This window comes from Acutalibacter muris, assembly GCF_002201475.1.
Taxonomy (GTDB): Bacteria; Bacillota; Clostridia; order Oscillospirales; family Acutalibacteraceae; genus Acutalibacter; species Acutalibacter muris.
Genome location: NZ_CP021422.1, coordinates 1,078,311 through 1,104,660 on the forward strand (window position 1 = coordinate 1,078,311; position 26,350 = coordinate 1,104,660).

25 protein-coding genes and 1 pseudogene are annotated in these 26,350 nt (G+C 55.2%); 23 read left to right on the forward strand and 3 right to left on the reverse strand.

The window, feature by feature from the left end:
* Positions 1-4 precede the first annotated feature (4 nt).
* Both ADH66_RS05430 and ADH66_RS21625 read left to right on the forward strand, forming a co-directional pair.
* A complete protein-coding gene (locus tag ADH66_RS05430) occupies positions 5-1,030 on the forward strand; it encodes a glycoside hydrolase family 172 protein (protein ID WP_066534702.1) in 1,026 nt (341 codons plus the stop codon).
* Between the two features lie 45 nt (positions 1,031-1,075).
* Positions 1,076-1,468 (forward strand): annotated as a pseudogene (locus ADH66_RS21625) (PfkB family carbohydrate kinase); the annotation flags it as partial.
* 18 nt (positions 1,469-1,486) lie between these two features.
* On the opposite strand, the gene ADH66_RS05440 reads toward ADH66_RS21625, so the two are convergent.
* Positions 1,487-2,959 carry a glycoside hydrolase family 32 protein gene (locus ADH66_RS05440; RefSeq protein ID WP_066534698.1) on the reverse strand — a complete coding sequence of 491 codons (1,473 nt, stop codon included), beginning with the start codon at positions 2,957-2,959 and terminating at the stop codon, positions 1,487-1,489.
* 82 nt (positions 2,960-3,041) lie between these two features.
* Positions 3,042-4,052, reverse strand: a complete 1,011-nt coding sequence (locus ADH66_RS05445) for a LacI family DNA-binding transcriptional regulator (RefSeq protein ID WP_066534695.1) — start codon at positions 4,050-4,052, stop codon at positions 3,042-3,044.
* Positions 4,053-4,315: 263 nt separating this feature from the next.
* On the opposite strand from ADH66_RS05445, the gene ADH66_RS05450 reads away from it, so the two are divergent.
* The 12 genes from ADH66_RS05450 to ADH66_RS05505 all read left to right on the forward strand — a co-directional run bounded on the left by ADH66_RS05450 (position 4,316) and on the right by ADH66_RS05505 (position 19,655).
* Positions 4,316-5,260, forward strand: coding sequence for an ABC transporter permease (locus ADH66_RS05450; RefSeq protein ID WP_066534692.1), 945 nt, complete (start codon positions 4,316-4,318; stop codon positions 5,258-5,260).
* A 12-nt stretch (positions 5,261-5,272) separates the two neighbouring features.
* Positions 5,273-6,178, forward strand: a complete 906-nt coding sequence (locus tag ADH66_RS05455) for a carbohydrate ABC transporter permease (RefSeq protein ID WP_066534689.1) — start codon at positions 5,273-5,275, stop codon at positions 6,176-6,178.
* Between the two features lie 41 nt (positions 6,179-6,219).
* Positions 6,220-7,926 carry an extracellular solute-binding protein gene (locus tag ADH66_RS05460; protein ID WP_066534687.1) on the forward strand — a complete coding sequence of 569 codons (1,707 nt, stop codon included), beginning with the start codon at positions 6,220-6,222 and terminating at the stop codon, positions 7,924-7,926.
* Between the two features lie 75 nt (positions 7,927-8,001).
* A complete protein-coding gene (locus ADH66_RS05465) occupies positions 8,002-9,465 on the forward strand; it encodes an alpha-N-arabinofuranosidase (protein WP_066534684.1) in 1,464 nt (487 codons plus the stop codon).
* 37 nt (positions 9,466-9,502) lie between these two features.
* On the forward strand, positions 9,503-11,527 hold the full coding sequence (locus ADH66_RS05470; protein WP_066534681.1) for a pyruvate formate lyase family protein: 2,025 nt from the start codon (positions 9,503-9,505) through the stop codon (positions 11,525-11,527).
* Between the two features lie 8 nt (positions 11,528-11,535).
* The gene (locus tag ADH66_RS05475) at positions 11,536-12,396 is read left to right on the forward strand and encodes a glycyl-radical enzyme activating protein (RefSeq protein WP_066534679.1); all 861 of its coding nucleotides are present in this window, start codon (positions 11,536-11,538) and stop codon (positions 12,394-12,396) included.
* Complete coding sequence (locus tag ADH66_RS05480; protein ID WP_066534678.1) at positions 12,393-13,823, forward strand: glycoside hydrolase family 32 protein; 1,431 nt, start codon at positions 12,393-12,395, stop codon at positions 13,821-13,823. Before ADH66_RS05475 ends, ADH66_RS05480 begins: the two co-directional genes overlap by 4 nt.
* Complete coding sequence (locus ADH66_RS05485; protein ID WP_066534675.1) at positions 13,816-15,276, forward strand: glycoside hydrolase family 32 protein; 1,461 nt, start codon at positions 13,816-13,818, stop codon at positions 15,274-15,276. The genes ADH66_RS05480 and ADH66_RS05485 overlap by 8 nt, the downstream gene beginning before the upstream one ends.
* A gap of 19 nt (positions 15,277-15,295) precedes the next feature.
* Positions 15,296-16,153: a class II fructose-bisphosphate aldolase gene (locus tag ADH66_RS05490; RefSeq protein WP_066534672.1), complete on the forward strand. Its 858-nt coding sequence runs from the start codon at positions 15,296-15,298 to the stop codon at positions 16,151-16,153.
* A gap of 11 nt (positions 16,154-16,164) precedes the next feature.
* Positions 16,165-17,649 (forward strand): FGGY-family carbohydrate kinase, encoded by a 1,485-nt coding sequence (locus tag ADH66_RS05495; protein ID WP_066534667.1) that lies wholly within the window; start codon positions 16,165-16,167, stop codon positions 17,647-17,649.
* A 60-nt stretch (positions 17,650-17,709) separates the two neighbouring features.
* The gene (locus tag ADH66_RS05500; protein WP_066534664.1) at positions 17,710-18,879 is read left to right on the forward strand and encodes an iron-containing alcohol dehydrogenase; all 1,170 of its coding nucleotides are present in this window, start codon (positions 17,710-17,712) and stop codon (positions 18,877-18,879) included.
* A complete protein-coding gene (locus tag ADH66_RS05505; protein ID WP_066534661.1) occupies positions 18,876-19,655 on the forward strand; it encodes a metallophosphoesterase family protein in 780 nt (259 codons plus the stop codon). Before ADH66_RS05500 ends, ADH66_RS05505 begins: the two co-directional genes overlap by 4 nt.
* Here ADH66_RS05505 and ADH66_RS05510 read toward each other — a convergent pair.
* Positions 19,645-19,827 (reverse strand): hypothetical protein, encoded by a 183-nt coding sequence (locus tag ADH66_RS05510; protein ID WP_066534659.1) that lies wholly within the window; start codon positions 19,825-19,827, stop codon positions 19,645-19,647. The two genes, ADH66_RS05505 and ADH66_RS05510, sit on opposite strands and share 11 nt — an antisense overlap.
* A 193-nt stretch (positions 19,828-20,020) precedes the next feature.
* On the opposite strand from ADH66_RS05510, the gene ADH66_RS05515 reads away from it, so the two are divergent.
* The 9 genes from ADH66_RS05515 to ADH66_RS19880 all read left to right on the forward strand — a co-directional run bounded on the left by ADH66_RS05515 (position 20,021) and on the right by ADH66_RS19880 (position 26,202).
* On the forward strand, positions 20,021-20,851 hold the full coding sequence (locus ADH66_RS05515) for a tyrosine-type recombinase/integrase (protein WP_066534657.1): 831 nt from the start codon (positions 20,021-20,023) through the stop codon (positions 20,849-20,851).
* A 10-nt stretch (positions 20,852-20,861) separates the two neighbouring features.
* Complete coding sequence (locus ADH66_RS05520; protein ID WP_066534647.1) at positions 20,862-21,341, forward strand: class B sortase; 480 nt, start codon at positions 20,862-20,864, stop codon at positions 21,339-21,341.
* 20 nt (positions 21,342-21,361) lie between these two features.
* Positions 21,362-21,661, forward strand: a complete 300-nt coding sequence (locus ADH66_RS05525; RefSeq protein WP_066534644.1) for a COG3415 family protein — start codon at positions 21,362-21,364, stop codon at positions 21,659-21,661.
* A gap of 406 nt (positions 21,662-22,067) precedes the next feature.
* Positions 22,068-23,192 (forward strand): PcfJ domain-containing protein, encoded by a 1,125-nt coding sequence (locus tag ADH66_RS05535; protein WP_066534638.1) that lies wholly within the window; start codon positions 22,068-22,070, stop codon positions 23,190-23,192.
* Between the two features lie 249 nt (positions 23,193-23,441).
* Entirely contained in the window at positions 23,442-23,717 is a 276-nt protein-coding gene (locus tag ADH66_RS05540) for an AbrB/MazE/SpoVT family DNA-binding domain-containing protein (protein ID WP_066534635.1), read from the forward strand.
* The gene (locus tag ADH66_RS05545; protein WP_236757196.1) at positions 23,714-24,142 is read left to right on the forward strand and encodes a putative toxin-antitoxin system toxin component, PIN family; all 429 of its coding nucleotides are present in this window, start codon (positions 23,714-23,716) and stop codon (positions 24,140-24,142) included. The genes ADH66_RS05540 and ADH66_RS05545 overlap by 4 nt, the downstream gene beginning before the upstream one ends.
* Positions 24,143-24,417: 275 nt before the next feature.
* Entirely contained in the window at positions 24,418-25,041 is a 624-nt protein-coding gene (locus tag ADH66_RS21950; protein WP_066534630.1) for a hypothetical protein, read from the forward strand.
* On the forward strand, positions 25,005-25,907 hold the full coding sequence (locus tag ADH66_RS05555; RefSeq protein ID WP_236757197.1) for a BRCT domain-containing protein: 903 nt from the start codon (positions 25,005-25,007) through the stop codon (positions 25,905-25,907). Before ADH66_RS21950 ends, ADH66_RS05555 begins: the two co-directional genes overlap by 37 nt.
* Positions 25,908-25,977: 70 nt before the next feature.
* Positions 25,978-26,202, forward strand: a complete 225-nt coding sequence (locus ADH66_RS19880; RefSeq protein ID WP_157130588.1) for a hypothetical protein — start codon at positions 25,978-25,980, stop codon at positions 26,200-26,202.
* Positions 26,203-26,350 lie beyond the last annotated feature (148 nt).

Here is a 26,350-nt window from a genome sequence, read left to right on the forward strand (position 1 = left end):
TAAAATGCCCATCTACACCATGCAAGACCGAACGACCTTCGCCTTCTCCGCCGAAAACCCCACCGGAGCCAAGGGCGGCGGTACTAGGGGCGGCGACTGTGAGAAGCTTCGCCCCTGCATCGACATCCAGCCCGGGGAGACCGCCACCCTCTGTGACACCCAGGGTCCCGGCATGATAACCCATATCTGGTTCACGGGCTATATCGGCCACTCGTTTATCCTACGCATCTACTGGGACGATATGGAGCGGCCCTCGGTGGAGGCCCCAATTTCAGCATTTTTTGGGTGCGCCTACGACGAGAATTTCGCCGACAGGGACGGGAACTACCCGGTGCTGAACTCGGCCATGGTGCTGGTGGCGCCGGGCAGGGGTTATAACTGCTACTGGGAGATGCCCTTCAAGAAGCGCTGCCGCATCACCATGGAGAACCGTGGGGCAGAGAAGCAGACTCTCTTCTATATGATTTCCGGCTGGCACGGGGCGGTGCCTGAGAGCAGCGGCTATTTCCACGCGGCATACCGTCAGGAGCACCCGGTGGAGCGGGGCAGGAGCTATACTGTTATCGACGGCATCAGGGGAAAGGGAAGCTTTGCGGGCATGACCCTGGCCTGTGGGGTGAACGGCCACAATACCTGCTGGGTGGAGGGGGAGGCCAAGATGTATATTGACGGCGACAAGCGCCCCAGCCTGAACTATACCGGCACAGAGGACTATTTTTGCGGGGCCTATGCCTTCGGCAACGACGTGTACCAGCACAGGTACCAGACCTTCTCCGGGCTCTATGTGGGCATGTACGCCATTCTTGGCAGTGATTCGGAGCTCTATAACCAGCAACAGCGGTTCCTTTTGTACCGCTGGCACGTGAAGGACCCGGTGTATTTTGAGCATGACTTCCGCATGGTGATGGACAACCTGGGCTGGACCGGGCCCCGGTACGACGACTATACCACCACCGCCTACTGGTACTTGAGCGAGCCCGCCCCCGTGCCCGTTAAGTTGCCTGGGGATCAGGAGATGGTAATGAGATAAATCTGGTAAATCTTAAAACTGGAGGTATATGATATAGCGGATATTTTGAGCAGTGGTCAGCGCGGGTTTCCTGCTTTAGCGGATTATGCAAGGGAAAACGGGAAGATCACAGCCTATGACCCCAACTGGCGGCCGCCCCTCTGGGGCTCCCGGGCCGAAGGTATAGCTGCCATGAGGAGCCTCGTGGGAAAGGCTGATATAATGAAAGTTTCCGAGGCGGAACTGACACTTCTCTCCGAGAAAGATGACATGGCCGATGGCGCTGCAGAGCTGCCGGGGCAGGGTGTTAAGCTGGTGGTGTCGACCCTTGGGGCCAGGGGCTGTGCCGCATACACCCCAGCTTTCTCTCTGCACAGAAACACATATAACACCGAGATCCAGGATACCACCGGCTCCGACGACAGCTTTTTCAGCGCGTTGCTGGCAATGATAAGCTCATGCAAGGATCTTCTCCAACTAGGCATCAAGCATTTCAAAGACACGGACACTTTCTGCGCCGGAATTAACTGCAATGTCCCTGTCCAGGATATTTTCCTCGACCTCTATCGCGCCGTATACCCTGCCGCCGTCACCAAAATATTCCACAATGCCGTGGTCTGCTATCAAGGTAAGCGGCTGGGCGGAGGCTCCGGCCTCAATTTCCGTCGCGCCGACCTTTACAATATGCTTCTCACCCGGTTTCCAGCTTATCACCGCGATTACCGGCTTGCCTCCCATGGGAACCGCGACTTTCCCATTCTCGGCCGTAAACTCCCGGCCTTCCGAAAAGCGCCTCCAAAGCTCCCTTACCGGGCGGAAACACATTTTCCAGCTGTTTCCCTGCTTCACCAGGGACAACTCTGTGGGAATGGACATCATTCCTCTGAAATTCCCCCGGTCGCTCTTTGTGCGGAGCCAGGCCACGCTCACCGTGCGGCCCTCCATGCCCGCGAAGGTCTGAGCCGCGTAGCCCAGGCTTGTGCTGTAAGCCGCCAGTACCTCTGTCTCCGGCGTGAACCTGCAGCCGTCAAATTCGCCCACCATGTAATATCCATCGGCAGACCAGAACACCCACTTCTTCTCCCCGGGGACATTGTCCACCTCCAGCCGGAACAGATCGGGACACTCTTGCATATTTTCCGCAATAAGCCGCTGGCTCTCCGTCCAGTGGAGTAAATCTTGGGAGCGGAAAATAGCAAACTCGTTACCGTCCAGGAACAGCGTCATAATATAGGCGGCGCTCTCCTTGTGGTAGAACACCTTGGGATCCCGATTATCGCCCTTAATATGGCCCAAAATCATGCCGCGCTTTTCCAGCGTTCCGCCGCCGTCCAGGGACACTGCAAGCCTTTGGGTGTGCGGGTTTACGGCATCGACCGACCATTGATTGCATCCCCCTGAAGCTGTATAGAAAAAAAGAAGCGCATTCTTTCCAAATCCCGCCGTATTATCACTATCCCGCCATGCGCACCCAGAGAAGACCGTGCCATATTCGTCCGGCTCCAGGGCCACGGGCCTATGCTCCCAGGTTATCATATCTTTGCTTACCGCGTGTCCCCAGTGCATATTTCCCCATTCTGTTCCGAAGGGGTTCCACTGATGGTAAAGGTGGTACACGCCGTCCGCATAGATAAGGCCGTTAGGGTCATTGAGCCAGCCGGTTTCCGCGGTAAAATGTATCTGAGGGCGAAAAGCATATTTGGCGGAAGGTCTTTTGTCTTCGCAGTGGATCTTCTCCTGCGCGCCCATCGGGAGGTCCCCGGCAATTTCTATGGCTTTGCCTATGTATCTCTCCACGTCCATAGCGCTGTAGAAATCCACAGCGTCCGCGCCAGGACTGATATCGATCTCTTGAAATTTCTCTCTATGATAAAAGAAATGCAGTTTTACCACAGGGCTGTTCTTGTCTACGGGCAAATAGAGATATCGTGCTGTAATTTGAACCGTCATAATATTTTCCTCCCGGGTCTAATTTTCAGACAATTATTAGGAGAGCGAGGGTGGAGAGCGGCGCTGTATGAAGCCGCCCTGTCTACCTTCCTGGCTCCCGTGTAGTCCCGCCATAGCAGTAAGTGACTGGCAATAGCGTCAAGCTGGGCACAGTGCTCCTGTCCTCCAAGAGAATAATCTCCACGCACTTCTGGGCCAACTGCCGCACGGGCTGGCACATGGTGGAGATGACGTAATCCCCGGGGGTGCCAAAGCGTTCGATGCCGTCGAAGCCAATCAGCTGCACGTCTTCCGGAACTCTGTAGCCGTTTTCCGTCAGCATTTTCATGAAGTGGTAGCCATGGAAGTCCGTGTGGGCGAAGACCCCGTCGAAGGTGAGGGAGCCGTCCGGGCGCTTGTGTCTCTCCAAGAACTCCCCTAATGCCTCACGCCATGTACCGTCGTCTACCATGTCGAGGTAGTCCGGCTCGAGATTATGGCGCTGGCAGGCGTAAAGGTAGCCATCCCGGCGCTTGTCGGCCTCGCCGGGGAATTTAGAGTGGAAGCGGATATACACCGGGTGCCGGCATCCCAGCTCCAACAGTTTCTCAACTGCCATGCAGGCCCCGGTAAAGTTGTCCGAGCCCACCCGGGGGATGCTTCTGTTTTCGAAGAAGCGGTCAAAGACCACGATGGGCGTGCCGTCGGTGATATGGCTTCCGATATCTGAGTAGGTGAGGGCTATTATACCGTCCACCTTGTTCTGCTTGGCGGAGTTAAGGTACTCCAGCTCCTTCTCGGGGATCTCGTCAGAACAGCAGAGTATCAGTTTCAAGCTGTGCTCATACAGCGCGGCCTCGATATGATCTGCAAAAGTTGCGTAAAAGGGGTTCATCGTGTTGGGGACGATAAGGGCCACCAGGCCACTTTTTGATATCTTCAGCCCCCGGGCGTAGGTGTTCACCTCATAGTGCAGGGCCTCTATGGCCTCCTGCACCTTCCTTTGGGACTCCTTGCGCACCGCGATGCCGTTTATCACCTTTGAGACTGTTCCAACTGAAACTCCTGCCGCCCGGGCCACGTCCTTTATGGTGGGGGCATTTTTTTTTGCCATTCCGTGGTTCACTCCTTGGATATGTTTCTAAATTATATTATATAGAAAACGGCGCTGCTTTGCAACGAAATTTTTTATTTCTCATAACGATTCAAATTTTTTGTGGCGACTACAATGGTGTATTCGGCACTATGCAATTAAGACACAAAAAAATTCATATTATTTTGTAAATAACTATTGACATATGGACTGATAGGGTGTACAATAACAACGTGATACGTTTCAAGTTGTTGAAGCGCAAGATATCCATTAGGAGGGGTATTATGTCAAAGCTAAAGTCCGCTACCGCCGTCCAGGCGGGGCACAGCCTGGGCAGGCGGATAGCAAAGCACTGGGAATACTATCTGCTGCTGCTCATCCCTATAGTCATTACCGCCGTCTTCAAGTACGCGCCCATTTACGGCGTACAGATAGCCTTCCGGGACTTCAACCCCGTGGACGGCTTCTTCGGCAGCGAGTGGGTGGGGCTCAAATGGTTCGAACGCTTTTTCAGCAACTATAACAGCACCCGTATGATCACAAACACCGTACTGCTGAGCCTCTACAGCATCCTGTGGACTTTCCCAATACCCATAGTGCTGTCCCTCTTTATAAACCAGCTGAAGAACAAAAAATTCCAGCGTGTGACCCAGACGGTGATATACGCTCCCCATTTTATCTCTGTGATGGTACTCTGCGGTATGCTGAGGATATTCCTCTCGCCCACAGGTGGACTAATAAGCACCCTTGCCCAGTTCCTCGGGACCCCGGCAAATTTGAACTTCATCGACTCCTCCTCGGCCTTCCGCACCATATACATATCCTCCAGCATCTGGCAGGACGCGGGCTGGGGCACCATAATTTATCTCGCTACCCTCTCAAGCGTTGACGTCTCCCTCCACGAGGCGGCGAAGGTAGACGGGGCGAACACCTGGCAGAGGATACTGCATATAGATATCCCGGTGCTGGTGCCCATTATAGTCATACAGCTCATCATGTCCTTCGGCAGCCTGATGAACGTGGGCTTTGAAAAGGCCTTCCTGTTACAGACTCCCCTTAACAAGGAGACCTCTGAGATAATCTCTACCTACGTGTACGAGCAGGGTCTCTTGAAGGCCATGTATAGCTTCTCAACGGCGGTGAACCTCTTCAATACGGCAGTGAACATCGTGCTTCTTGCTGTGGTGAATTGGGTGTGCAAGCGGCTCTCGGATGTGAGCTTTATATAAGGAGGCGGCAGTATGAAAGAGACTACGGCTAAAAAGCGGGGCTTATCCTCCGACAGGATCTTCGACATTTTCAACTATGCCCTTATGGCAGTGATAATGATAGTGGTGGCATACCCCCTGTATTATGTGCTTATCGCCTCCATATCGAACCCCTACGAGGTCTATGCGGGACATACCTTCCTGCTCCCGGCGGACATAACCTTCGAGGGTTATGCCAGGGTTTTCAAGGAGCCCGCCATCGCCATGGGCTACCTTAACAGCATCTGGTATACAGTGCTGGGCACTGTGGTGACAGTGGCCATGACCATCACCACCGGCTACTGTATGTCAAAGAAGACCTTACCCTTCAGGCGGGCGATAATGCTCTTCTTCGTCTTTACCATGTACTTTAACGGCGGGCTCATCCCCACCTATCTGGTGGTGTCAAAGCTTCAGCTGCTGGACAGCGTCTGGGCCCTCATCCTGCCCGGCGGCATCTCGGTGTACAACGTGATAGTCACCCGCACCTTCTTTGAGACCAGCGTCCCTGGCGAGATTTACGAAGCGGCCTCCATAGACGGCAGCGGCAACCTTGGAACATATTTCAAGATAGCCCTGCCCCTTGCAAAGCCTATAATCGCCGTCATGGTGATATTCACCATGGTGGGCTACTGGAACGACTGGTATCAGGCGCTCATCTACATGAACGACAAGGCCAAGTATCCCCTTCAGCTGGCCCTACGGCAGATACTCATACAGAGTCAGGCCATGACCTCAATGATGGGCAACATGGACGGCGGTTATGCCGAGGCCAACAAGATAAAGGAGCTTATAAAGTTCGCGTCGATAGTTGTGGGCTCGGTGCCCATGCTCATTGCGTACCCGTTCGTGCAGAAGTATTTTGAAAAAGGTTTTACAGTCGGGGCTGTAAAAGGCTGACGGCTTTCTAAAACAAATATTTTATAAACGGAGGAAAAATCATGAAAGGCATTTGGAAAAGACTTGCGGCGTTGGCGATGGTCCTGGCCCTTGTGGCCGGCCTGGCGGCGTGCACAGGGGGCGACAACTCCAGCTCAGGCTCAAGCAGCCAAGGCGGGAGCTCGAGCTCCGAGGGCAGTGCTGCCGACAGCAGCACTGCATCAACACCCGACGACGGCGAGAAGCAGACCAGCTTCAAGATCTTCGCGGGGGTCAGCGAGCTGTCCCCTGACAACAGCGAGAAGCCCATCGTACAGCAGATGAACGAGGCCAAGGGCGTCACCATCGAGTGGAACTGCGTTTCCGGCGACACCCTGACCGAGAAGAAGAACCTGATGCTCAACGCAGGCTCTGACAGTATGCCCGACGCCTTTATGGCGGCACAGCTCAAGGACGCTGAGATAATGACCTGCGGCACCAGGGGCCTCTTTATACCCCTTGAGGACTACATCAACGAGGAGACCATGCCCAACCTCATGTCCGTGCTGGAGGTGCGCCCGGACGCATTGGCCGCCTGCACCATGCCCGACGGGCATATCTACACCCTGCCGAACTTTGGCGAGATGGGCTTTGAGTACAAGGACGGCAATACCTACGAGATAGGCTCCATCCCCCAGTTCACCTGCATCAACACCAAGTGGCTCAAGGCTGTGAACAAGGAGATGCCCAAGACCATAGACGAGCTCCATGACGTGCTGGTGGAGTTCAAGAACCAGGACGTAAACGGCAATGGCGACCCCAATGACGAGATCCCCTTGTCCTTCATATTCCCCTGGGACAACGGCGCATGGTGCGCAAATATGACCACCCTCTGGGCCCCCTTCGGGTGCACCGACTATAACGAAGACCACAGGGCCATTAAGGACGGCAAGGTCTACTATCAGGCGGCCTCTGAGGAGTATAAGAACGCCCTCGCCTACTTCCACGGCTGGTTCGAGGAGGGGCTCATAGACATCGAGGTCTTCTCCCAGGACAGTAGCCAGTACATCGCAAAGGGCAACGGCGAGGACGCCCGCCTTGGCACCTTCGTATGGTGGGAGATCCCCGAGGTCGTGGGCTATGACCGCGCCGAAGACTACGCCTACCTGCCCGTGCTGGACGGCCCCGACGGCACCCATCACGTAAACCTCAACCAGACCTCTACTGTTTCCCGCGACCAGTTTGCGGTCACCAGCGCCTGCAAGGATCCCAAGACCCTTCTCAACTGGGTTGACCAGATGTACGACCCAATGATAAGTATGCAGTGCAACTATGGCCCCATCGGCGTGTTCTTTGACGAGACTCCCGACGAAAAGGGTGTGTACAACACCATCGAGCTCAAGGAGGGCGAGACCGAGGGCGAGCTCAAGAGCAAGAGCGAGCTCCTTGGACCCACCCGCCAGCTCACTGAGGACTACGGCAAGTACTTCTACATGGAGGCACGCGCCCAGCAGAGGCTGGACGACCTGAGGGACTTCTGGTTCAACTATGTGGACAGCACCGAGTCCTATCCCAACGTCGTCTACACCGAGGAGGAGATAGATGTTATCAACGACCGCCTCAGCGACCTGAAGTCCTTCACCGAGGAGAGGGCCTCCCACTGGCTCCGGGACGGCGGCATTGAGGCCGAGTGGGACCAGTACCTGAAGGATCTGGACAGCATGGGCCTGCAGGACGTTGTGGGCGCTTGGCAGTCGGCATATGACCGCTATGCGGAGGCTCTTAAGTAAGACGAATAAAGCCGGAAGAAATTGGGCAGGCGGCAGGTTCGCCTGCCCAATTTAACTATTAGGGGGGGAAGTACCTTGAGAAAAATAATCGTAAACGCACTGGACAAAAGAAGCAGGATTAACAGGAACATCTATGGCAACTTCTCAGAACATCTGGGCCGATGCATATATAACGGCCTGTACGTCGGGGAGGGGTCATCAATCCCGAACATCAACGGTATGCGCACGGATGTAGTGGAGGCGCTCAAGCACATTAAATTGCCCGTGCTCCGATGGCCCGGGGGCTGTTTTGCCGATGAGTACCACTGGAAGGACGGCATAGGACCGAAGGCGGGGCGTAAGCGCATGGTCAATACCCACTGGGGCGGGGTCATAGAGGATAATTCCTTTGGCACCCACGAGTTTTTGGAGTTTTGCCGTCAGGTGGGCTGTGAGCCGTACATAAACGGTAACCTTGGAAGTGGAACCGTGCAGGAGATGAGCGAATGGGTGGAGTATATGACCTTCGGCGGCGAGTCCCCAATGGCCAGGCTCAGGGAGGAGAACGGGCGAAAGGAGCCCTGGCGGATAAAATATTTTGGGGTCGGCAACGAGAGCTGGGGGTGTGGGGGGAATATGCAGGCTGAGTACTACGCCCATGAGTACCGGCGCTACCAGACCTACTGCCGGGACTATGGGGAGAATAAGCTCTACAGGATAGCCTGCGGCCCTTATACGGATGACTACGATTGGACGGAGAAGATTATGCCTATGGTGAAGGACTTCGCCGACGCCATCACCATGCACTACTACGCCGTGCCAAAGGGGAAGTGGGACCAGAAGGGCCCGGCCACAGGCTTCACCAGGGAGGCGTACTACGCCACCCTGCAGGCCGCGGCCTATATGGAGGAGCTGGTGACAAAGCACGGCCAAATAATGGATAAGTACGACCCCGAGCATAAGGTGGGGCTCATTGTGGACGAGTGGGGGACCTGGTACGATGTGGAGCCGGGGACTAACCCGGGGTTCCTCTATCAGCAGAACACCATGAGGGACGCCATGGCTGCCGCGCTGACCCTGAATATCTTTAACAGCCATTGCGACCGTGTGGTTATGGCCAATATAGCCCAGATGGTAAATGTACTCCAGGCGGTTATCCTCACCGAGGGGGATAAAATGGTGCTCACTCCCACATATCACGTGTTCGATTTGTATAAGTGTCATCAGGACGCAAGGCTTCTGGGAAGCTTTGCTGAAACAGAGGACGTCGGAGGCGTGGCAGACCTGAGTATATCCGCCTCGATGGACAGCGAGGGGACAGTACACGTTACGGCGGCGAACCTGGACGCGGACAGGCGGCTTGAGATAGAGCTTGAGGCTTCGGGCATGAGGGTAAACAGCGCCGCGGGCCGAATACTGGCCGGGAATATGGGGGCGTTTAACGACTTTGACCATCCCAAGAATCTTGAACCGGCCGTGCTGGAGGATATAGCGACGGCGGGCGGCAGAGTGAGGTTTATGTTGCCGGGGTGCTCAGTGGCGGAGATAACGGTGAGATAGGGAAGCAGAGGAAATACCTGAAGGGAGAGATCATAATTTGAACGAGCAAGAAATTTTTCAGTGCGTCCAGTCCCAGCAGGAGGTTTTCCAGTCCTACGATATACACATCCCCCAAAGCGGCCTTTTGGCCGGGCTGCACAAGCCGGTTTTCAGCAAGAACCTTTTTAAGAACGCCTTCGGTGAGGACAACGTCCACTTCCCCATGGGTGACGCGGTGCTGAAATACGGCGTCCAGGGAGTTCTGGAACTGACCGCCAAGAGGACGGCAGAGGACACGGAGGAGACCGCCGTGTACAGGCAGGCGGTGCATGGCGTGTACATTGGAGTGCGGGAGTTCATACTGAAGCATATGGACAGGGCCCTTGAAATGAAGAAGGAGCGCCCGGAGGACGCCGGGCGGCTGCAGAAAATAGCGGACAACTGCCAGGCGCTGGCCCAGGGCAGGCCCGGGAACTTTATCCAGGCCCTGCAGCTTTTCTGGTTTATGTATCTTCTCCGCCGCCCCTTCGGCGGCGGTTGCATCGGCAGGCTTGACCAGAAGCTGTACACCTTCTGCAAGAGCGATATGGAGCGCGGCGCGTGGAATCGGGAGGAGGCCATGGAAGCTGTCATGCAGTTCTATGGGTATCTCAACGAGATACGCACCGGGGACACACTCAGAAACCTGATGCTCTCTGGCCAGGATGAGGGGGGCCGCGACCTGACAAACGAGCTCACCTGGGTGTTTTTGGAGGCCTATGAGCGCACGGGGGACGCAGAGCCGCACCTGAACGTGCGTCTGCACCCGGGCTCGCCGGAGGAATTGAAAAAGACCTGCGTGCGGATGCTCTCAGAGGGCAAGGGCCAGCCTACCCTCTATTTCGACCGCTGGATAATGCCCGCCATGGAGAGGGCCGGGATAGCACATACGGATGCCTGCCGGTACGCCAACGACGGCTGTACCGAGACGGTGATAGACGGCAGGAGCCATATTGCCTTCTGGCAACACGAGATGGTAAAGACTGTGGAACTGACCATGTTCAACGGCGAGGAGAACCCATTTATCTACCCGGTGAGCATGAGGAAAAACAGCAAGGATATGCCGGAGTTCACCCCGGAGACCGGGCTTTTGACGGGATTTCGCTCCGGGGAGATAGAGAACATGGACATATTTGACGACTTCCTGAGTGCTTTTAAGGCACAGCTCTGGTTCCAGCTGGACCGGGAGCTTGAGACTATCGGCAGGAAGATACACGAGGACGAGACCGTGACCATGACCTCGCCCTTCCTGGCGGGCACCTTCGAGGACTGCCTGATAACCGGGCGGGACCCCCTTCGCGGGGGCGGCTTCTCGGTGTACGACTACCAGCTCCTCTCCGGCACGGTCACCACCGCCGCCGACAGCCTTAGGGCCATAGAATACTGTGTGTTCGAGAAAAAGTACTGCACCCTCAACGAGCTCCGGGAGGCCATGGCGGTGGACTTTAAGGGCCGTGAGCCCTTGCGCCAAAGGCTTCTGCATGCCCCAAAGTATGGTTGTGGCGAGGAGCGTGTGGATGAGCTTGCGGCCTGGATATCCCGGCTCTTCATCGACAGGGTGGACGCTTACCGTACCGAAAGCGGCAAGCGGGTATGGCCCGGACTCTACAATATCGACTTCAAGATTTTTGCCAATATCACCGGTGCTACCCCCGACGGCAGAAGGTTCCGCGACCCCATAGCCGAGCACTGCTCGCCCACTCCCGGAGCGGCCAAGAAGGGGCCCACCGCCATCATAGAGTCGGCCTCAAGACTGCCCATGCGGGAGGGCTACGCCTCCTCGCCTTTGCATATCACCCTAAATAAGAGCGACTTTGTGATGGGAGCGGACAGGGAAGGGATCGTCGCGAGGCTTATTGAGGCCTGTGACGAGGCCGGGGTGCCGGTGCTGAATATCTCCATGTACGACGCTTCCGAGCTCCGCCGGGCCCAGCAGGAGCCGGAGCGCTATAAGGACCTGATAGTCCGGGTCTGGGGCTTCAACGCCAGGTTTGTGGAGCTGGACGAGGAGCTGCAGGAGCACATTATCAGGAGGATATGCTAGGAGGTACTATGGAGAGCGCAATGATAATGGACATACAGCGGTACTCCCTCCACGACGGCCCGGGGATACGCTCCACGGTGTTCCTGAAGGGCTGCCATATGTCCTGCCTCTGGTGCCATAACCCGGAGTCCCAGTACCCGGGGCAGGAGATGATGTACTACCCGGAGCTTTGCGTTGGCTGTGGCGGCTGCCTTGGGCGCTGCACAAAAGGCGCTGCCGGAGAGGGCGGCATAGACGTGCATATTTGCAGGGACTGTGGGCAGAAGCGGGAGTGCGCCGAAGCCTGTCCGGCAGAGGCGCTGAGGGTGTGCGGGAGCAGGAGGACCACAGAGGAAGTCCTCAGGGGGCTCTTGCGGGACAGGAGCATCTACGGCGCTGAGGGTGGAGTCACCTGCTCAGGCGGTGAGCCGCTCTTGCAGGCGGGCTTTGTGAGGGAGCTCTTCAGGCTGTGCAGGCGGGAGGACATAGGCACGTGCATAGACACCACACTGAACGTAGAGTGGAGCGTGATAGAGAGCGTGCTGGCCCTTACAGATCTATTTTTGGTAGACATAAAATTTATGAGTGAGAAACTGGCCCTGAAATATACCGGGGCAGGCTGTGGCCGTACCTTTGAGAATCTGAGGCGGCTGTCGGAGCTTAAAAAGCCGGTGTACATCCGCACGCCGCTTATAGCGGGTGTCAACGATATACCGCCGGAGAGCGCGGAGCGGGAGCGGTTCATAGGTGAGCTTGAGAACGTCCTTCGCGCGGACAGCTTCTATGTGACGGATCATGCCGGGAAGAAGTATAGGGCACTGCAAAGGGAGAACTGGCTGGCCCGACAGCAGGATAAGAAAAATATATCGGAGAAGGGTGATGCAGAGTGAAGCCAAAGCTGTTTTATACCGCACCGAACGCCAAGTGCGGGGATATCATACCGAAGTATATAGACGGAAAATACCAGCTTTTCTATCTCAAGCACTGGCTGGACAGGGACGCCCCGGATTTTGTGCCGGGCTGGCACAGGATGGAGAGCAAGGATTTGGTGCATATGGGTCCGGAGACGCCCATCCATGTCAGAGGCGGCACCGGGGACATAGTCTGCCGCAACGGGCAGTGGCACCTGTTTGCCTGCATTTTCCCGGAGGGTAAGCAGTATGTGACCCACTATATCAGCAAAGACGGCAGTCTCGACAACTGGGAGTACCAGGAGGCTGATACCTTCGGGCCGGACGGGGACATCTACCACTGCTCCGATTGGCGCGATCCCAGGATAGTCTATAGGGAGGAGCTGGGGGAATACTGGATGTTCCTGGCCGCCCGGGCCAACAGGCCCCATAGCCAGACAGGGTGCGTGGGGCTGTGCGTGTCAAAGGACCTGAAAACCTGGGAGTACAGGGAGCCGGTGTATTTCCCCGAAAGGTTTAACGGCGCGTGCGAGTGCCCAGATGTTTTCAGGATGGGGGACTGGTATTATCTTGTGTTCTCCTCCTACACCAATCTGTTCGGCACCTACTATGTGAAATGCCATGTGGGTGAGACCCAGTGGCAGATACCCAAAAACCACAGGCTGGACGCCCGGGCTTTCTACGCCGCGAAGACGGCCGGCCATGACATGGAGCGTTACATTTGCGGCTGGAATCCCACAAAGGACGAGAATATCTTCGGCTTCTGGCCGGATAAATTCAAGGGCCGGGACTACCGAACCTGGGACTGGGGCGGCGGCATGGTGGTTCATCGGCTAATCCAGCAGCCTGACGGCGATCTGGGGCTTGCCCTTCCGGAGAGTAAAAAGGCGCTGTTTACCCATAGTGTTCCCAACAGCTTTTCACCGGTCACTGAGGGCTGGCAGGAGAGCGGTGGGTGCTGGACCGCCAAAACCGCCTCCTCCCAGCAGATGCTTTTAATGCAACAGATGCCGGAAACTTGCTATATCCACGTGAAGATACGTTCCGACGGTGCACACCAGGCCGGGGTGATACTTCAGGCCAGCGAGGAGATGAGAGAGGGCTACTATATCTATGTAGAGCCTGAGATGAACAGGCTGGTGTTCCGTTCATGGCTCAGGATGTACGAGGAGGGCGGCAAGACCTTCCCCTATGACATAGAGCTGGAAGTGCCCCTGAGAAGGCCCGGGGACGGCGTATACCACATGGAAGTAGTCACAGAGGGAACGGTAGGGCTGGTATATGTAAACAGCGAGGCCGCCATGAGCTTTCGTATGTACGACTATCAAAATAGAAATTTGGGGCTGTTTTCCTTTGGGAAGGCGGAATTCTCCCAGATAGAAATGAGGGAAAGAGAATATGAGTGAAAAACTATTAAAGACCCGGGAATACGAGGCCGTCAAATCATCGGAGATACCGGCAGAGCAGAGGCCGGTGTTCCACATGAGTCCCGCCGTGGGCTGGGCCAACGACCCCAACGGCTTTTCAGTGTATAAGGGCGAGTACCACCTGTTCTACCAGAACAACCCATATGGTACCCGCTGGGGAAACATCCACTGGGGGCACTATAAGAGCCGCGACCTGATAAGCTGGGAGTATGTGCCCAGTGCCCTTGCGCCGGATATGCCCTACGATAAGGACGGCTGTTTTTCGGGCAGTGCCATAGAGTGGCAGGGGAAACACTACCTGATGTACACCAGCAACCGGGAGGATAAGCTCCCGGACGGCACTTTGCAGATACGCCAGACCCAGTCCATGGCTGTGGGCAACGGCAGGGACTATGAGAAATTCCCGGAGAACCCGGTGATAACCGCCGACACTCTCCCAGAGGGCAGCTCCCTTTCGGACTTCCGGGACCCTAAGTTTTGGCGGGAGGACGACGGCTTCTACGCGGTCATAGGCAGTAGGAGCCCCGACGGCAGCGGACAGATAGCCCTATACAGCTCACGGGACCTGAGAAGCTGGCGCTTTGTGAGCATACTGGACCGCTGCAATAACGAGTACGGCAAAATGTGGGAGTGCCCGGATTTCTTCCCCTTGGACGGGAAGCAGGTGCTCATAGTCTCCCCCCAGGAGATGCTTGCCGAGGGCCTTGAGCACCATAACGGCAACGGAAGTCTCTGCCTTATAGGGAGCTACGACAAGGGCTCCCATACCTTCACCCGGGAGGCAGTCCAGGCCATTGACTACGGCATGGACTTCTATGCCGGACAGACCACCGAAACCCCGGACGGCCGTCGGGTGCTGATAGCCTGGATGAACAACTGGGAGAATTACCTTACACCAAACGATTTCAAGTGGTCCGGCCCCATGACCGTGCCCAGAGAGCTTACCCTCCGGGACGGGCGGCTGTGCCAGAACCCGGTGAGGGAGTTGGAGAAGTACCGCACCGATGAGCTAAAACTCCGGGTGGAGGCCTCCGAGGAATTTAAGGAGCTGCCGGGAGTGGGCGGCAGGGTCTTTGACATGACTGTCGAGCTGGACACGGAGAAGTGCAAAAGCCTGGAGCTCCGGGTGGCCGCCGACGGGCGCTTCTACACCTCGCTGGTATATGACGGCGCAAAGCATACCTTCACCACCGACCGCACCTATTCGGGCAGTGCCAGAGACCTGCTGGCTGTGAGGACTATGCCCCTTACCGGGCATGAGGGCAGGGTAAAGCTGAGAATACTGATGGACAAGTATACGGTAGAGGTGTTCGCAAACGATGGGGAGCGGGTCATGAGTTCGCTGATATACACGCCGCTGGAGGCGGAGAAGATACTGTTTTGCTCAGACGGGGCTTTTGAGGTGATGTTCAGCCAGATAAAAAAGCCGTAAACGGGAAGGAACGGTCACTATGCTGCTTAACTTGAAGGATATTCTGCAGATTGCAGAGGAAAAGAAAATAGCTGTGGGAGCCTTTAACGCGGCGAATCTTGAGGGCCTGGAGGCTATACTTGGGGCCGCGGAAGAGCTGGGACTGCCGGTGATAGCCCAGTTTGCCCAGTGCCACGAAAATCTGACGCCCCTGGAGGTAATAGGCCCGGCCATGGTCTATATGGCGAAGCGGGCGGCGGTGCCGGTGTGCGTGCACCTGGACCACGGCGAGACCCTGGACTATCTGAAAAAAGCCCTGGATATAGGGTTTACCTCTATCATGTACGACGGCTCTGTGCTGCCCTATGACGAGAACCTGAAGAACACCCGGCTGGCGGTGGAGATGGCCGGAAAGGCCGGGGCATCTGTAGAGGCGGAGCTGGGCTCCATGGGCAGGCGGGAGACCGGTTCAGGGGATACCGCCGGGGAGGATGAGACCAAGATATACACCGACCCGGAGCTTGCCGGGGAATTTGCGGCCGCCTCCGGCATAGACGCGCTGGCCTGCTCCTTCGGGACCACCCACGGCATCTATCTTACAGAGCCAAGGCTGGACTTTTCGGCGGTCAGCAGGGTGCGCTCCGCCACAGGGGGCATCCCGGTGGTGATGCATGGCGGCTCCGGCGTTTCCCGTGAGGATTTTGCCAAAGCTATCCGGGCAGGCGTGCGGAAGATAAACTATTTCACATATATGGACAAGGCGGGAGGGTCGGCAGTTTCGGCCCATATAGAGAGGCAGAAGGGAAAGCCCCTGTTTTTCTCGGACATGGCCTCCGCCGCCCGTGGGGCGATGAAGGAGAACGTGAAAGAGGCCATGCGCATTTTCGCAATGCAGTGAGAGGGGCCCTTATGAAGATCGCGGGACTGGATATTGGCTCAACCGGCTGTAAGCTGACGGTTTTTGATTCGGACGGCAGCTGCCTTGGCAAGGCTTACCGTGACTACCCGGTGAAGCGCACGAAGACCGCACACGAGGTTGAGGTACAGGATATAATTGACAGCGTCTTTGAGGTCATGGAGGAGATGGGCCGCCGGCACCCGGACATCGCCGGGATCGGGGTGACCAGCTTCGGAGAAACCTTCGTTTTGACCGACAAAGCCGGATGCCCGCTGCATACCGCCATGCTGTACACCGACCCCCGGGGCGCTGATGAGTGCAGGGCCCTGGAGGAGGAGCTGGGCAGCGCCGAAATAGCGGCCGTCACGGGGCTGAAGCCTCACGGCATGTACAGCCTGCCAAAAATCATGTGGATAAAGGACCACTGGCCGGAGGTGTACCGAAGGGCCGAGCACATTCTGCTCATGGAAGACTTTGTGGTGTTCCGGCTGACCGGCACGGCCCAGATAGACTATTCCCTGGCTACCAGGACTATGGCCTTTGACATCAACACCCTTACCTGGAACAGGAAAATACTCTCCGCCGCGGGAGTGGATGAGAGGCTGCTCTCAAGGCCGGTCCCATCGGGGACCGCGGCCGGGACCCTGCTGCCGGAGGCGGCTAAAAGGACGGGCCTTTCCACCCGGTTACAGGTGGTCAGCGTCAGCCAGGACCAGGTGGCAGGAGCCGTCGGAGCGGGAGTGTTCGACTCCGGGAAGGCTCTGGAATGTGCGGGTACGGTGGAGTGCCTGACCCCGGTATATGACGGTATGCCCCCCTTGGAGGCAATGCACCGGGGCAATTACGCGGTCGTCCCGTATGTGGTGCCCGGGAAGTACGTGACCTACTGCTTTTCCTATACCGGGGGCGCGCTGATACAGTGGTGCGCGGACACCCTGGCAAAGGGTGAAAAGGAGCTGGCCGCCCGGGAAGGGCTATCTGTTCACGCCTATCTTGAGCGCCAGGCGGCGGAGCCCACCGGCCTTTTAGTGCTGCCCCACTTCGCCGGAGCGGCTACGCCATATATGGATACCGGGTCCAAAGGCGCCATAATCGGCATGACCACGGCCACCACAGTGGCGGAGATATACAGGGGCTGCATGGAGGGCATCGCCTATGAGATGCTCCTGAACATGGAATATCTACGCGATACCGGCGTGCGCTTCAAAAAGCTGCAGGCGTCCGGGGGCGGGGCGGCGTCCAGCCTGTGGATGCAGATGAAGGCGGACGTGCTGAATATACCGATGACCGCGCTCCACACGGCGGACTCCGGTACGGTGGGCAGCGCCATGATAACCGGGGCGGCTATCGGCTGCTTCGGGAGCCTGCAGGAGGCCGCCGCGCAAATGGTGAGAGAAAAAGAGACCTACTACCCGGACCCGCGGCAGCACGAGCGGTACATGGAAATTTATGAGCGCTACCGGCAGCTGTACGCCGCACTTCGCCCGCTGGTATAATTTTGAGCATAATTTATGCAAATAAGAACTACAATATAAATCACGAAAGGAATACAAATTATGAACTCATTTATTTATGACATACCCACCAAAGTTTATTTCGGCCCCAACCAGCTGGGTAATCTGGGGAAAGAGCTTGCGGCCTATGGGAAAAAGGTCCTGCTCTGCTACGGCGGGGGTTCTATAAAAAAGAGCGGCCTGTATGCCCGGGTGGCGGCCCAGGTGAAGGAGGCCGGGCTGGAGCTGTTCGAGCTTTCCGGGATAGACCCCAATCCCCGGGTCACATCCGTCCGGGCGGGGGCCGATATCTGCAAGAGGGAGGGGGTGGATGTGGTTTTAGCCGTTGGCGGCGGCTCGGTGCTGGATTGCAGCAAGTATATTGCCGCCGGGGCCTGCTATGACGGGGACCCCTGGGACTTTTCATCGGGCGCCGCCGCTCCCGAAAGGGCCCTGCCCCTTATAACGGTGCTGACCCTGGCGGCCACCGGCTCCGAGATGGACAACGGCGGCGTTATCACAAACATTGAGACCAAAGATAAGATAGGCAGGGGTTATCCCTGTATGCAGCCCAAGGTGTCCTTCCTGGACCCCACAGAGACCTATTCTGTGGGCAGATACCAGACAGCCTGTGGCTGTGCGGATATCCTGTCCCACCTGTTGGAGATATACTTTGTGCCGGAGGGCGGCAGTATGTATATGCTGGACCGATTTATGGAGGGCATGATAAAGACGGTGATAAAGTATGCCCCTGTTGCCCTTGAGCAGCCCGACAGCTATGAGGCCAGGGCCAATCTCATGTGGACCAGCTCCTGGGCAATAAACGGGATGGCCGGAGCGCTGCAGAACTGTGGCTGGACCTGTCATCCCATCGAGCATGAGCTCTCAGCCATTTACGACATCACCCACGGCCTGGGCCTTGCTATCCTCACTCCCCGCTGGATGAAATATGTGCTGGACGATACTACGGTGGGCCGCTTCCGGGAGTATGGAGTGAACGTGTTTGGCATCGACCCGTCTCTGCCGACTATGGATATTGCCCGAAGGAGCATAGAGCTGACTGAGGACTTCCTCTTTAATAAGCTGGGATTGCAGTCCACCTTGACGGAGATTGGGATTGACAGCAGAAATTTTGATATAATGGCAGGCAAATCCTGCCATGGGGAAGTGCTAAAGGGGTACAAAGCGCTAACACCGGAGGACGTCCGGAAAATTCTGGAGATGTGCCTGTGAAAGTTATAGTACTGTCAGATGTCCACGCCAATATCTGGGCGCTGGACGCGGTTTTGGAGCAGGAGAGGGAATATGACCTTCTCTGCTTCGCGGGGGATATGATAGACTATGGCACCGACCCCGCCGAAGTGATCGAGCGGTTCCAAAGTTGTTCCAGAGCTGTTTTGGTAAAGGGGAATCACGATGGCAATGCGGTCCGGGTTTTTCATACGGAGGACTTCCGTCATGCACCCGCGGGGCAGTACAAATGGGTCCACCATAATCTGGAGCGGATGACCGGCGAACAGGCAGCCTATATAGATTCTCTCCCTGAAAGCGCCGTGTTTCAGGCGGACGGGTGGGTCTATCTGGTGCAGCACCAGTACCGGCCGGGAAGCTATGAGGTGATCGAATGCCGCCATGTATTTGAGGAGCATTGGAGACGGCATACTCCAAAAGAATATTGGGTCGCTCCCCGACGGCGCATGGTTTTCGGCCACACCCACCGCCAGTGCGTCCATATCCTTGGTGACGGGATGGAGTGGCTCAACCCCGGCAGTGTTTCATACCATCGCCTGGATGATCCGGACAAAGACGCCCGCTATATGGTCATTACCGACGGCAGCATCAAGATGCGCTCCCTGCCCTACCCGAGGGAGCCGCTGCTGAAAGAGACTTTCCGCCAACTGAAAGCCGGCCGCATGGCGGAACAGGAGATGCGTTACTTTTTCTACTATTTTGGAGATGCGCCCGACTTTGATGCACCGCTGCCGGACCATGATTCGGTTAGCGGATGACCGGTTCCATTTGATAGATGCTCAAAAAACGCCATTTGCAGACAATTTCTATACCATTTTCCGCTCTGCCGGTCGTCGCGGTAAAGGTGTAGTGTGTGGTGTATAATGTCGGAGGGATAACATTCTGCAACAGTGAGGTTTGTTCAATATCATTTTTATTTAGCCCAGCCATTCAAATGGCCCCTTATCCCCCTCTGAGTTTTACCAAATTGTAGGGAGGCAGGCCCGAAACGAGTTATTCAAAATAATATTTCCTCCTCAAGAGGCGATATCTGCCTAAAAAATATATAATTGGTAAGCCTGAGCAAATATTTCGGTTGCAAGAATCGCCTCCAAACTGTGTGATATAGTTTGGAGGCGATACTATGTTAAAATTATTTTCTCTCTACCTACACGCTATGGGGAAATCCCCCGGAACAGTTTCAGTTTACTGCCAAAATATCTCGCAATATTTTCGGCGGTGCGAGGAGACATTTGGCGAGCGGCCAAGTCAACTTTACCGGGCCAACGTACTGGAATACATCTCCTATATGCGCAACATCAAGGGCTACAATCCCAAGACCGTCAACCACCACCTGTCTTCCCTACGGAGCTACAACGATTGGCTCATAGAATCCTGTCAGCAGATGGACACCGTCATACTGAAGAACGATTTCATGAAAATCCAGCTTCAGTACGCCAGCCCCAGCAATGTTACCAAGAAGGATGAGGAGGCGTTCCGGCAACGACTTTTGGAGAGCGGCAGCAAACGCGACTACGCCATCGTGACCCTGTTCGCCTACTCCGGCATACGGCGGAGTGAGTGCGCTGACCTCAAGCTGGACCAGGTTGATTTGACTGCCAGGGAAATCCGCGTCATCGGCAAGGGCGACAAGCAGCGGGTGGTATACATTAACGACAAGATCGTTCATGCCATGCGTGAATATCTGAAGGAGCGTAACTCCGACAGTCCATACTTCTTTGTCAGCAGGCAAAGTGAGAAGCTGACCCCATCCAGAATCAACCAGATATTTAACAAATATTCAAATGATATTTCTCCAAAAACTTTGAGATATTTTTTCTGTTCTCATGCTTTGGAAAGCGGATTCTCAATTCACGAGGTCAGTAATTTAGCTGGACACAGCTCTATTCAAGTAACCATGCTCTACACCAACCCAACCGCCCAGGCCATGAAGGACAAGGCTAACAAGCTGTAAGGGGGTGCGCATGAAGAAACTGATTTTTATTGTGGCGGCGCTCATCCTCCTTGCGGTTTCTGGTGTAGCTGCTTGGCAGGTTTATGTGCCAGTCCATGAGGACAACGTGAGCGTCCACGCCTATGATGATTTGCGGCAGTTCGTGCGAGTTCCTACGCCTGACCCCACAATCCGGCCGGACACATCGAGCTCGCCAGAACTTCCTCCTCCCCAATCCTCTGAGTCAGAACTGACTTCCCCTCCATCTCCGCAAGTGGACTTCGAGTCCCTTCGGGCAGTCAACCCGGAAATCGTGGCGTGGCTTACCATCGGCGGTACCAATATCGACTACCCAGTTGCCCAGCACAGCGACAACGACTATTATCTTCACCACCTGTTCACCGGGGAGTGGAACAGCTCCGGCTGCCTGTTCATGGACTGCAGCAATCAGGCCGGCTTTTCAGATTCGCATACTATTATTCCTGAAAAACGACCTAGAAAAAAGCAGTAGAAAGTGGTAAAATAGAGAGTATGGAATACATAGATTTACGAAAACTGAAAAGTGGAGAACTCAAGCAGATACGCCGGCAGGTCGTACGCCTCAAAAAGATGGGGAAAACCGGGAAAGAAATAGAGGAATTAACCGGAGTGCGGCAGAGTCGCGCCAGCGAAATATGGACGGCATATAAGCGAGAGGGAGACAAAGCGCTGGAACCGAAGAAACACGGATTCCAGAAGGGGACGCATCTGCTTCTGACACCGGAGGAGCAGGCGGAAATACGGGAAACGATTGTTACCCGCCGCCCAGAGGAATTCGGCATTCCTCACTGAACGTCCTGCATCAGACGGAGGAGTGCGTAGGAGAGTTTATCGAGCGCTTCCATAAGCAGAAAAAAGAGAAGGCCAGGGATGCAAAATACCGGCTCATGGAGCAGCATCTGGATATGTTCCCCGCCTACCCCGACGACTTGGACGAGTTTTGCGAGAGCCATGTGTTCCATAAGTCTATCGTCTACCTGACTAAGCTGGAAAAAAGCAAGCGCTGGGGACGGTGTATGCACTGTGGCAGGGAGTTCCTCCTCGACCGTTCGGTGAAACCGGGCAGCGAGGGTGTTTGCCCAAAGTGCGGTTTTCCCGTCAGGTTCCGGGGAGAATGGGCTGCTAAGCCCATTGTAGAGAAAGCAAAAATCTGTATTCCCTCCCGGGTGGATGGCAGCTGTTCCTTCGGTACAGCGATGTGCGGCGCATTATCTCTCCTGACGAGAGGGAGCCGGAGTTTGACTATTCAGACTTCTTTCTCAACATCGTTGTTGAAAAGGCTGGCCGGCAGAAAGCCTACGCCTACTGGTGGAGAAGTTATCCGTACTACTGGAGCGTATGGAGCAGGCTTAAAAACGGCTCGGTGTGCTACAGCGATACCTATGTGTACACGGAAAATCTGCCGGAGGTGTTTGGCGAGCGATACTGTCATGTTGACCTGCAGGCTGGTTTGAAGGACTTGCTCCGGCCCATCAACTTTGCCGGGCTTCTATGGAATCTGCAAATTATCCCACAGGCGGAGTACCTGTTCAAACTGGGCCTTCCGGGTCTGGCGGCGGGCCTGTCGCCAAAGAAATCTGGCGCCGTCAGCTTTTCGGAGCTGACCGGCGTAAGCAAACAGTATCTCCCGGTTCTTCGTGAGACCCAGGCGGTCGAAAACGAGATAAATCTCCTTGCAGTATCCCCAAAATGGGTGCCCTTCGAGGTATTCCGTGAGTTGTGTGCTTTGAATTTGGACATAACCAGCCTGACCACCATGCAAGGCATCATGGAGTACAACAGCCTGGGACGGGTTTTGAGGTACTTGCAGGGCCAGAAGAAAATCACGAAATCATATGCGAATTTGCTTGGGTTGTACCGCGATTACTTGGACACGGCCAGGAACATGGGCTGCAACCTGAAGAAAAAGGCTGTTCTGGAGCCCCGCGACCTGAAGACCCAGCATGACCTCTTGTCAGAGCAGCTTGCCGCGCAAAAGACAGAGAAAGAGAACTTGCTGCTGTCCCGCGCTATTGAGAACGGCCTGTACGAGTGGGCACAGGAGTACGCAAGCAAGGATTATTGCATTGTGTACCCCCAAACCAAGAACGACTTTATCAACGAGGGCCGTAGTCTGCACCACTGTGTTGGGAACGCCGGCTACTATGACCGGCACGTTCTTGGCCGGAGCATGGTGTTCTTTATCCGCCGGGCAGGGCAGCCGGAGAAGCCCTTCTTCACCACTGAAATCGATATGGATGCAGGGAGGATCAAGCAGCTCTATGGCTTCAGCGACTGTTCCGCGCCGAAGGAAGTGCGGGGGTTCGTGGAAGGGTTTGTATAGTTATCACTGCTCAATATTTGAGAAGTGATAACTATTGGGCGGCCATGCGGTGGAGAAGCGCGGAGAGGATGGCAAGCTGATGCAAATAGTATTCATGTAAGGCCGGATTAGATCAAAAAATTGATTGCATACCCAGTGAAAATCTGATAAAATAAGAATAGATGGATGGACGTGGATGCGCTCCAAAACAGCAAGAGGCTATAGTTTGAGCAAACCCATGCTTCTTCTATATTTTGGGAGGTGGAAGATATGTTATCAAACACTTTCGTTGACAATGCAAAAATCATGGCAAAAGGGATGGTCGCAATCCCAAAGGGCGTTCGTGAAGCCCTTGGTGTGGCAAGCGGAGACCGCATTTCTTTTATTGTGGAAGATGGGGCTGTCCGTATTGTCAACTCGGCTGTATATGCCATGCAGATGCTTCAGAATGAAATGGCAGGCGAAGCAGAGCAGGCTGGCATTATATCAGACGAGGATGTTATGGCGCTTGTAAAAGAATTGCGAAATGAGGATGAAGATGTATGAGGGTTCTAATTGACACAAATGTCCTCATATCTGCGGCTCTGAGCGCAAACGGAGTTCCCTACCAGGCTTACGTAAAGGCGGCCACCTATCCTAACCGCGGGTTAATTTGTGAGCAAAATGTTGATGAAATGAGAAGGATATTCAACAAGAAATTCCCTAAACGCTTGGCGGCCCTCAATAAATTCCTTTCAACCGCTTTGCTGACACTTGAGCTTGTACCCATCCCAACAGACGAAAGCATATCAGAATCACAAGTCAGAGATGCGGATGACCGCCCTATTTTAAGAGCGGCGATTGAGGCAAAGGCTGATGTTCTTCTTACTGGCGATAAGGATTTTTTTGGAATCAGGTTTGGAAACCCCCAAAATTCTATCACCGGCCGAATTTATCAACATGACATAAACCGGCTGGATTTTTGTAGTTGATTTTGAAATGAACTCTGATATAATAGACATACAGTATCAAGTTTGGGTTTCAATCAAACACAGTAATCCGAGTTACAGAGCGCAATTTGCGCTTTAGCCGAGGAAATCCGGCGCAAAAGTTAATAGTGCTCCCCGGAGGGGCAACAAAAGCGTGCATGGTAAAACCGTGTGCGCTTTTTTCACTATAGATTGGAGTGTTCAGATTTCACTCCTGCCAACTTTCATCCGGGGAGTAATCCCCATCACATAATCAACTTGTAAAGGAGAGTGTCCACATGGACGACATTCAATCCAAAATCGAGCGGATGCGCGGCCTTATCGCCACCATCAAAGAGGCCGACATCGCCTACTTCCGAGACGACCGCCCCATCATGTCCGACCGGGACTACGATGTGGCAGTTGACCTGCTGAAAAAGCTGGAGCAGAAAAACGGCATTACCCTCTCCGACTCCCCCACCCAGAAGGTTCCGGGCGAGATACTGGAGAGCCTGACCGAGGTGCGCCATACCCGCCCTATGCTTTCGGCGGATAAGACCAAATCAGTAGACGATTTGGTACGTTTTGCCGGAGGCCGGGACGTGGTACTGTCCTGGAAGCTGGACGGCCTGACCCTGGTGCTCCGCTACGACGGCGGCCAGCTTCAGTCGGTCATTTTTTGCGGACAGTTCAATACATGCCTGCCTTTTTCTCTCCCTGCTCCTGCGTTTTCCCTCAATCCCACGCTCCCTCTGTATCTTCTTGGCACAAGCAGGACAATACTTCGATATGCCAGAGCCAGGGACATATTCAACGCTGCACACCGTACAGTGTTTAGCGGGCCTATCTGCACAACTACAATATCTTTGAGCAGTTTCGGTTCGGCGTGGGTGACACCATCCAGGTCTACAAGGCCAACATGATTATCCCGCAAATCGCGGAAAACCTCACCAAAAGCGGCACATATAAGCTGCCCGAAAAGTGTCCCTGCTGCGGAGGAGCGCTGTCCATTCAGCAGACCTCCGGCGGCACATCCCAGCTTTTCTGCGACAATCCCCACTGTGCCGCCAAGCTGGTACAGAAGTTCGCCCATTTTTGCGAAAAGACCCGCATGAACATTGAGGGCCTGTCCGCCACGACCCTGGAGAAGTTCATCGGTCACGGCTGGATACGCAACTTTGGCGACCTGTATGAGCTGGAGCGGCACAAGGAGGAGATCATCAACACAGAGGGCTTTGGCGTAAAATCCTATGAGCGGCTGCAAGCGTCCATCGGCAAGAGCCGCACCTGCACTTTGGCGAAGTTCATCGCCGGTCTGGGTATCCCCATGGTGGGCCGCCATGCCGGGAGAATAATTGATAAGGCTTGCGGCGGTTCTTGGAAACTGTTCGAGGAGGCAATTCAGAATGGATTTGATTTCACAATGCTATCCAACTTCGGCACGACAATGCGCGACAACATCTACAAATGGTACAACGACGCGGAGGAGGCCAAGCTGAGGCGTCCTCTGCTCGACCATATTACATTCATAAAGGAGACATCGACTATGAACAACACAAACAACCCCTTTGCAGGCAAAACCGTGGTGGCCACCGGCAAGCTGGTGAATTACACCCGCGACGGCATCCAGACCCGCCTTTTGGAGCTGGGCGCGCACCCGGCTTCCTCGGTAAGCAAAAATACTGACTTCCTGATCGTGGGCGAGAAGGCCGGCAGTAAGCTGGCGAAGGCCCAGGCTCTGGGTGTTACCACCCTAACGGAGCAGGAATTTGAGGATATGGCTGGCTAAAATGAGCCGGAAGAAAGTGGCGGGGCAGGCGACTGTCCCGCGCTTTCTATTATATAGAGGTGGTGAAAACATGACAGCAACAAAAATCAGCCGTATCATCTCCGGCAGCCCGATGCGTCCCATCACTGTGGGCGAACCGGCGCTGATCCACGAGGGTAACGGCCTGAGAAGGACTACCCCGGTCTTGAATCTGCGGCGTGTTTCGCCCAGTGAGATTCGCTTCGAGACCAGGAACACACAGTATGTCCTAAAAATATCCCCTGCAAATAGAATAACAAAGGAGCAAATCACATGAAAGCGTTTGAAAAAAGTTGCTATCTTCTGCCCTGGCCGGAGGTATCGGAAATACTGACTAACGAGGTCGAAAAGCATCTCGTCCGCCATGTCCCATGCTGGGCAAAATACGAGGACGAAAGCTTTTGGTGCACGGACCAACCTGTTTT

Excerpts from the sequence above, each read along its gene's own strand:
- ADH66_RS05430 (WP_066534702.1), top strand. The coding sequence starts at position 5 with ATGCCCATCTACACCATGCAAGACCGAACGACCTTCGCCTTCTCCGCC.
- ADH66_RS05440 (WP_066534698.1), bottom strand. The coding sequence starts at position 2,959 with ATGACGGTTCAAATTACAGCACGATATCTCTATTTGCCCGTAGACAAG.
- ADH66_RS05445 (WP_066534695.1), bottom strand. The coding sequence starts at position 4,052 with ATGGCAAAAAAAAATGCCCCCACCATAAAGGACGTGGCCCGGGCGGCA.
- ADH66_RS05450 (WP_066534692.1), top strand. The coding sequence starts at position 4,316 with ATGTCAAAGCTAAAGTCCGCTACCGCCGTCCAGGCGGGGCACAGCCTG.
- ADH66_RS05455 (WP_066534689.1), top strand. The coding sequence starts at position 5,273 with ATGAAAGAGACTACGGCTAAAAAGCGGGGCTTATCCTCCGACAGGATC.
- ADH66_RS05460 (WP_066534687.1), top strand. The coding sequence starts at position 6,220 with ATGAAAGGCATTTGGAAAAGACTTGCGGCGTTGGCGATGGTCCTGGCC.
- ADH66_RS05475 (WP_066534679.1), top strand. The coding sequence starts at position 11,536 with ATGGAGAGCGCAATGATAATGGACATACAGCGGTACTCCCTCCACGAC.
- ADH66_RS05485 (WP_066534675.1), top strand. The coding sequence starts at position 13,816 with ATGAGTGAAAAACTATTAAAGACCCGGGAATACGAGGCCGTCAAATCA.
- ADH66_RS05490 (WP_066534672.1), top strand. The coding sequence starts at position 15,296 with ATGCTGCTTAACTTGAAGGATATTCTGCAGATTGCAGAGGAAAAGAAA.
- ADH66_RS05495 (WP_066534667.1), top strand. The coding sequence starts at position 16,165 with ATGAAGATCGCGGGACTGGATATTGGCTCAACCGGCTGTAAGCTGACG.
- ADH66_RS05500 (WP_066534664.1), top strand. The coding sequence starts at position 17,710 with ATGAACTCATTTATTTATGACATACCCACCAAAGTTTATTTCGGCCCC.
- ADH66_RS05510 (WP_066534659.1), bottom strand. The coding sequence starts at position 19,827 with ATGGCTGGGCTAAATAAAAATGATATTGAACAAACCTCACTGTTGCAG.
- ADH66_RS05515 (WP_066534657.1), top strand. The coding sequence starts at position 20,021 with ATGTTAAAATTATTTTCTCTCTACCTACACGCTATGGGGAAATCCCCC.
- ADH66_RS05520 (WP_066534647.1), top strand. The coding sequence starts at position 20,862 with ATGAAGAAACTGATTTTTATTGTGGCGGCGCTCATCCTCCTTGCGGTT.
- ADH66_RS05525 (WP_066534644.1), top strand. The coding sequence starts at position 21,362 with ATGGAATACATAGATTTACGAAAACTGAAAAGTGGAGAACTCAAGCAG.
- ADH66_RS05540 (WP_066534635.1), top strand. The coding sequence starts at position 23,442 with ATGTTATCAAACACTTTCGTTGACAATGCAAAAATCATGGCAAAAGGG.
- ADH66_RS05545 (WP_236757196.1), top strand. The coding sequence starts at position 23,714 with ATGAGGGTTCTAATTGACACAAATGTCCTCATATCTGCGGCTCTGAGC.
- ADH66_RS21950 (WP_066534630.1), top strand. The coding sequence starts at position 24,418 with ATGGACGACATTCAATCCAAAATCGAGCGGATGCGCGGCCTTATCGCC.
- ADH66_RS19880 (WP_157130588.1), top strand. The coding sequence starts at position 25,978 with ATGACAGCAACAAAAATCAGCCGTATCATCTCCGGCAGCCCGATGCGT.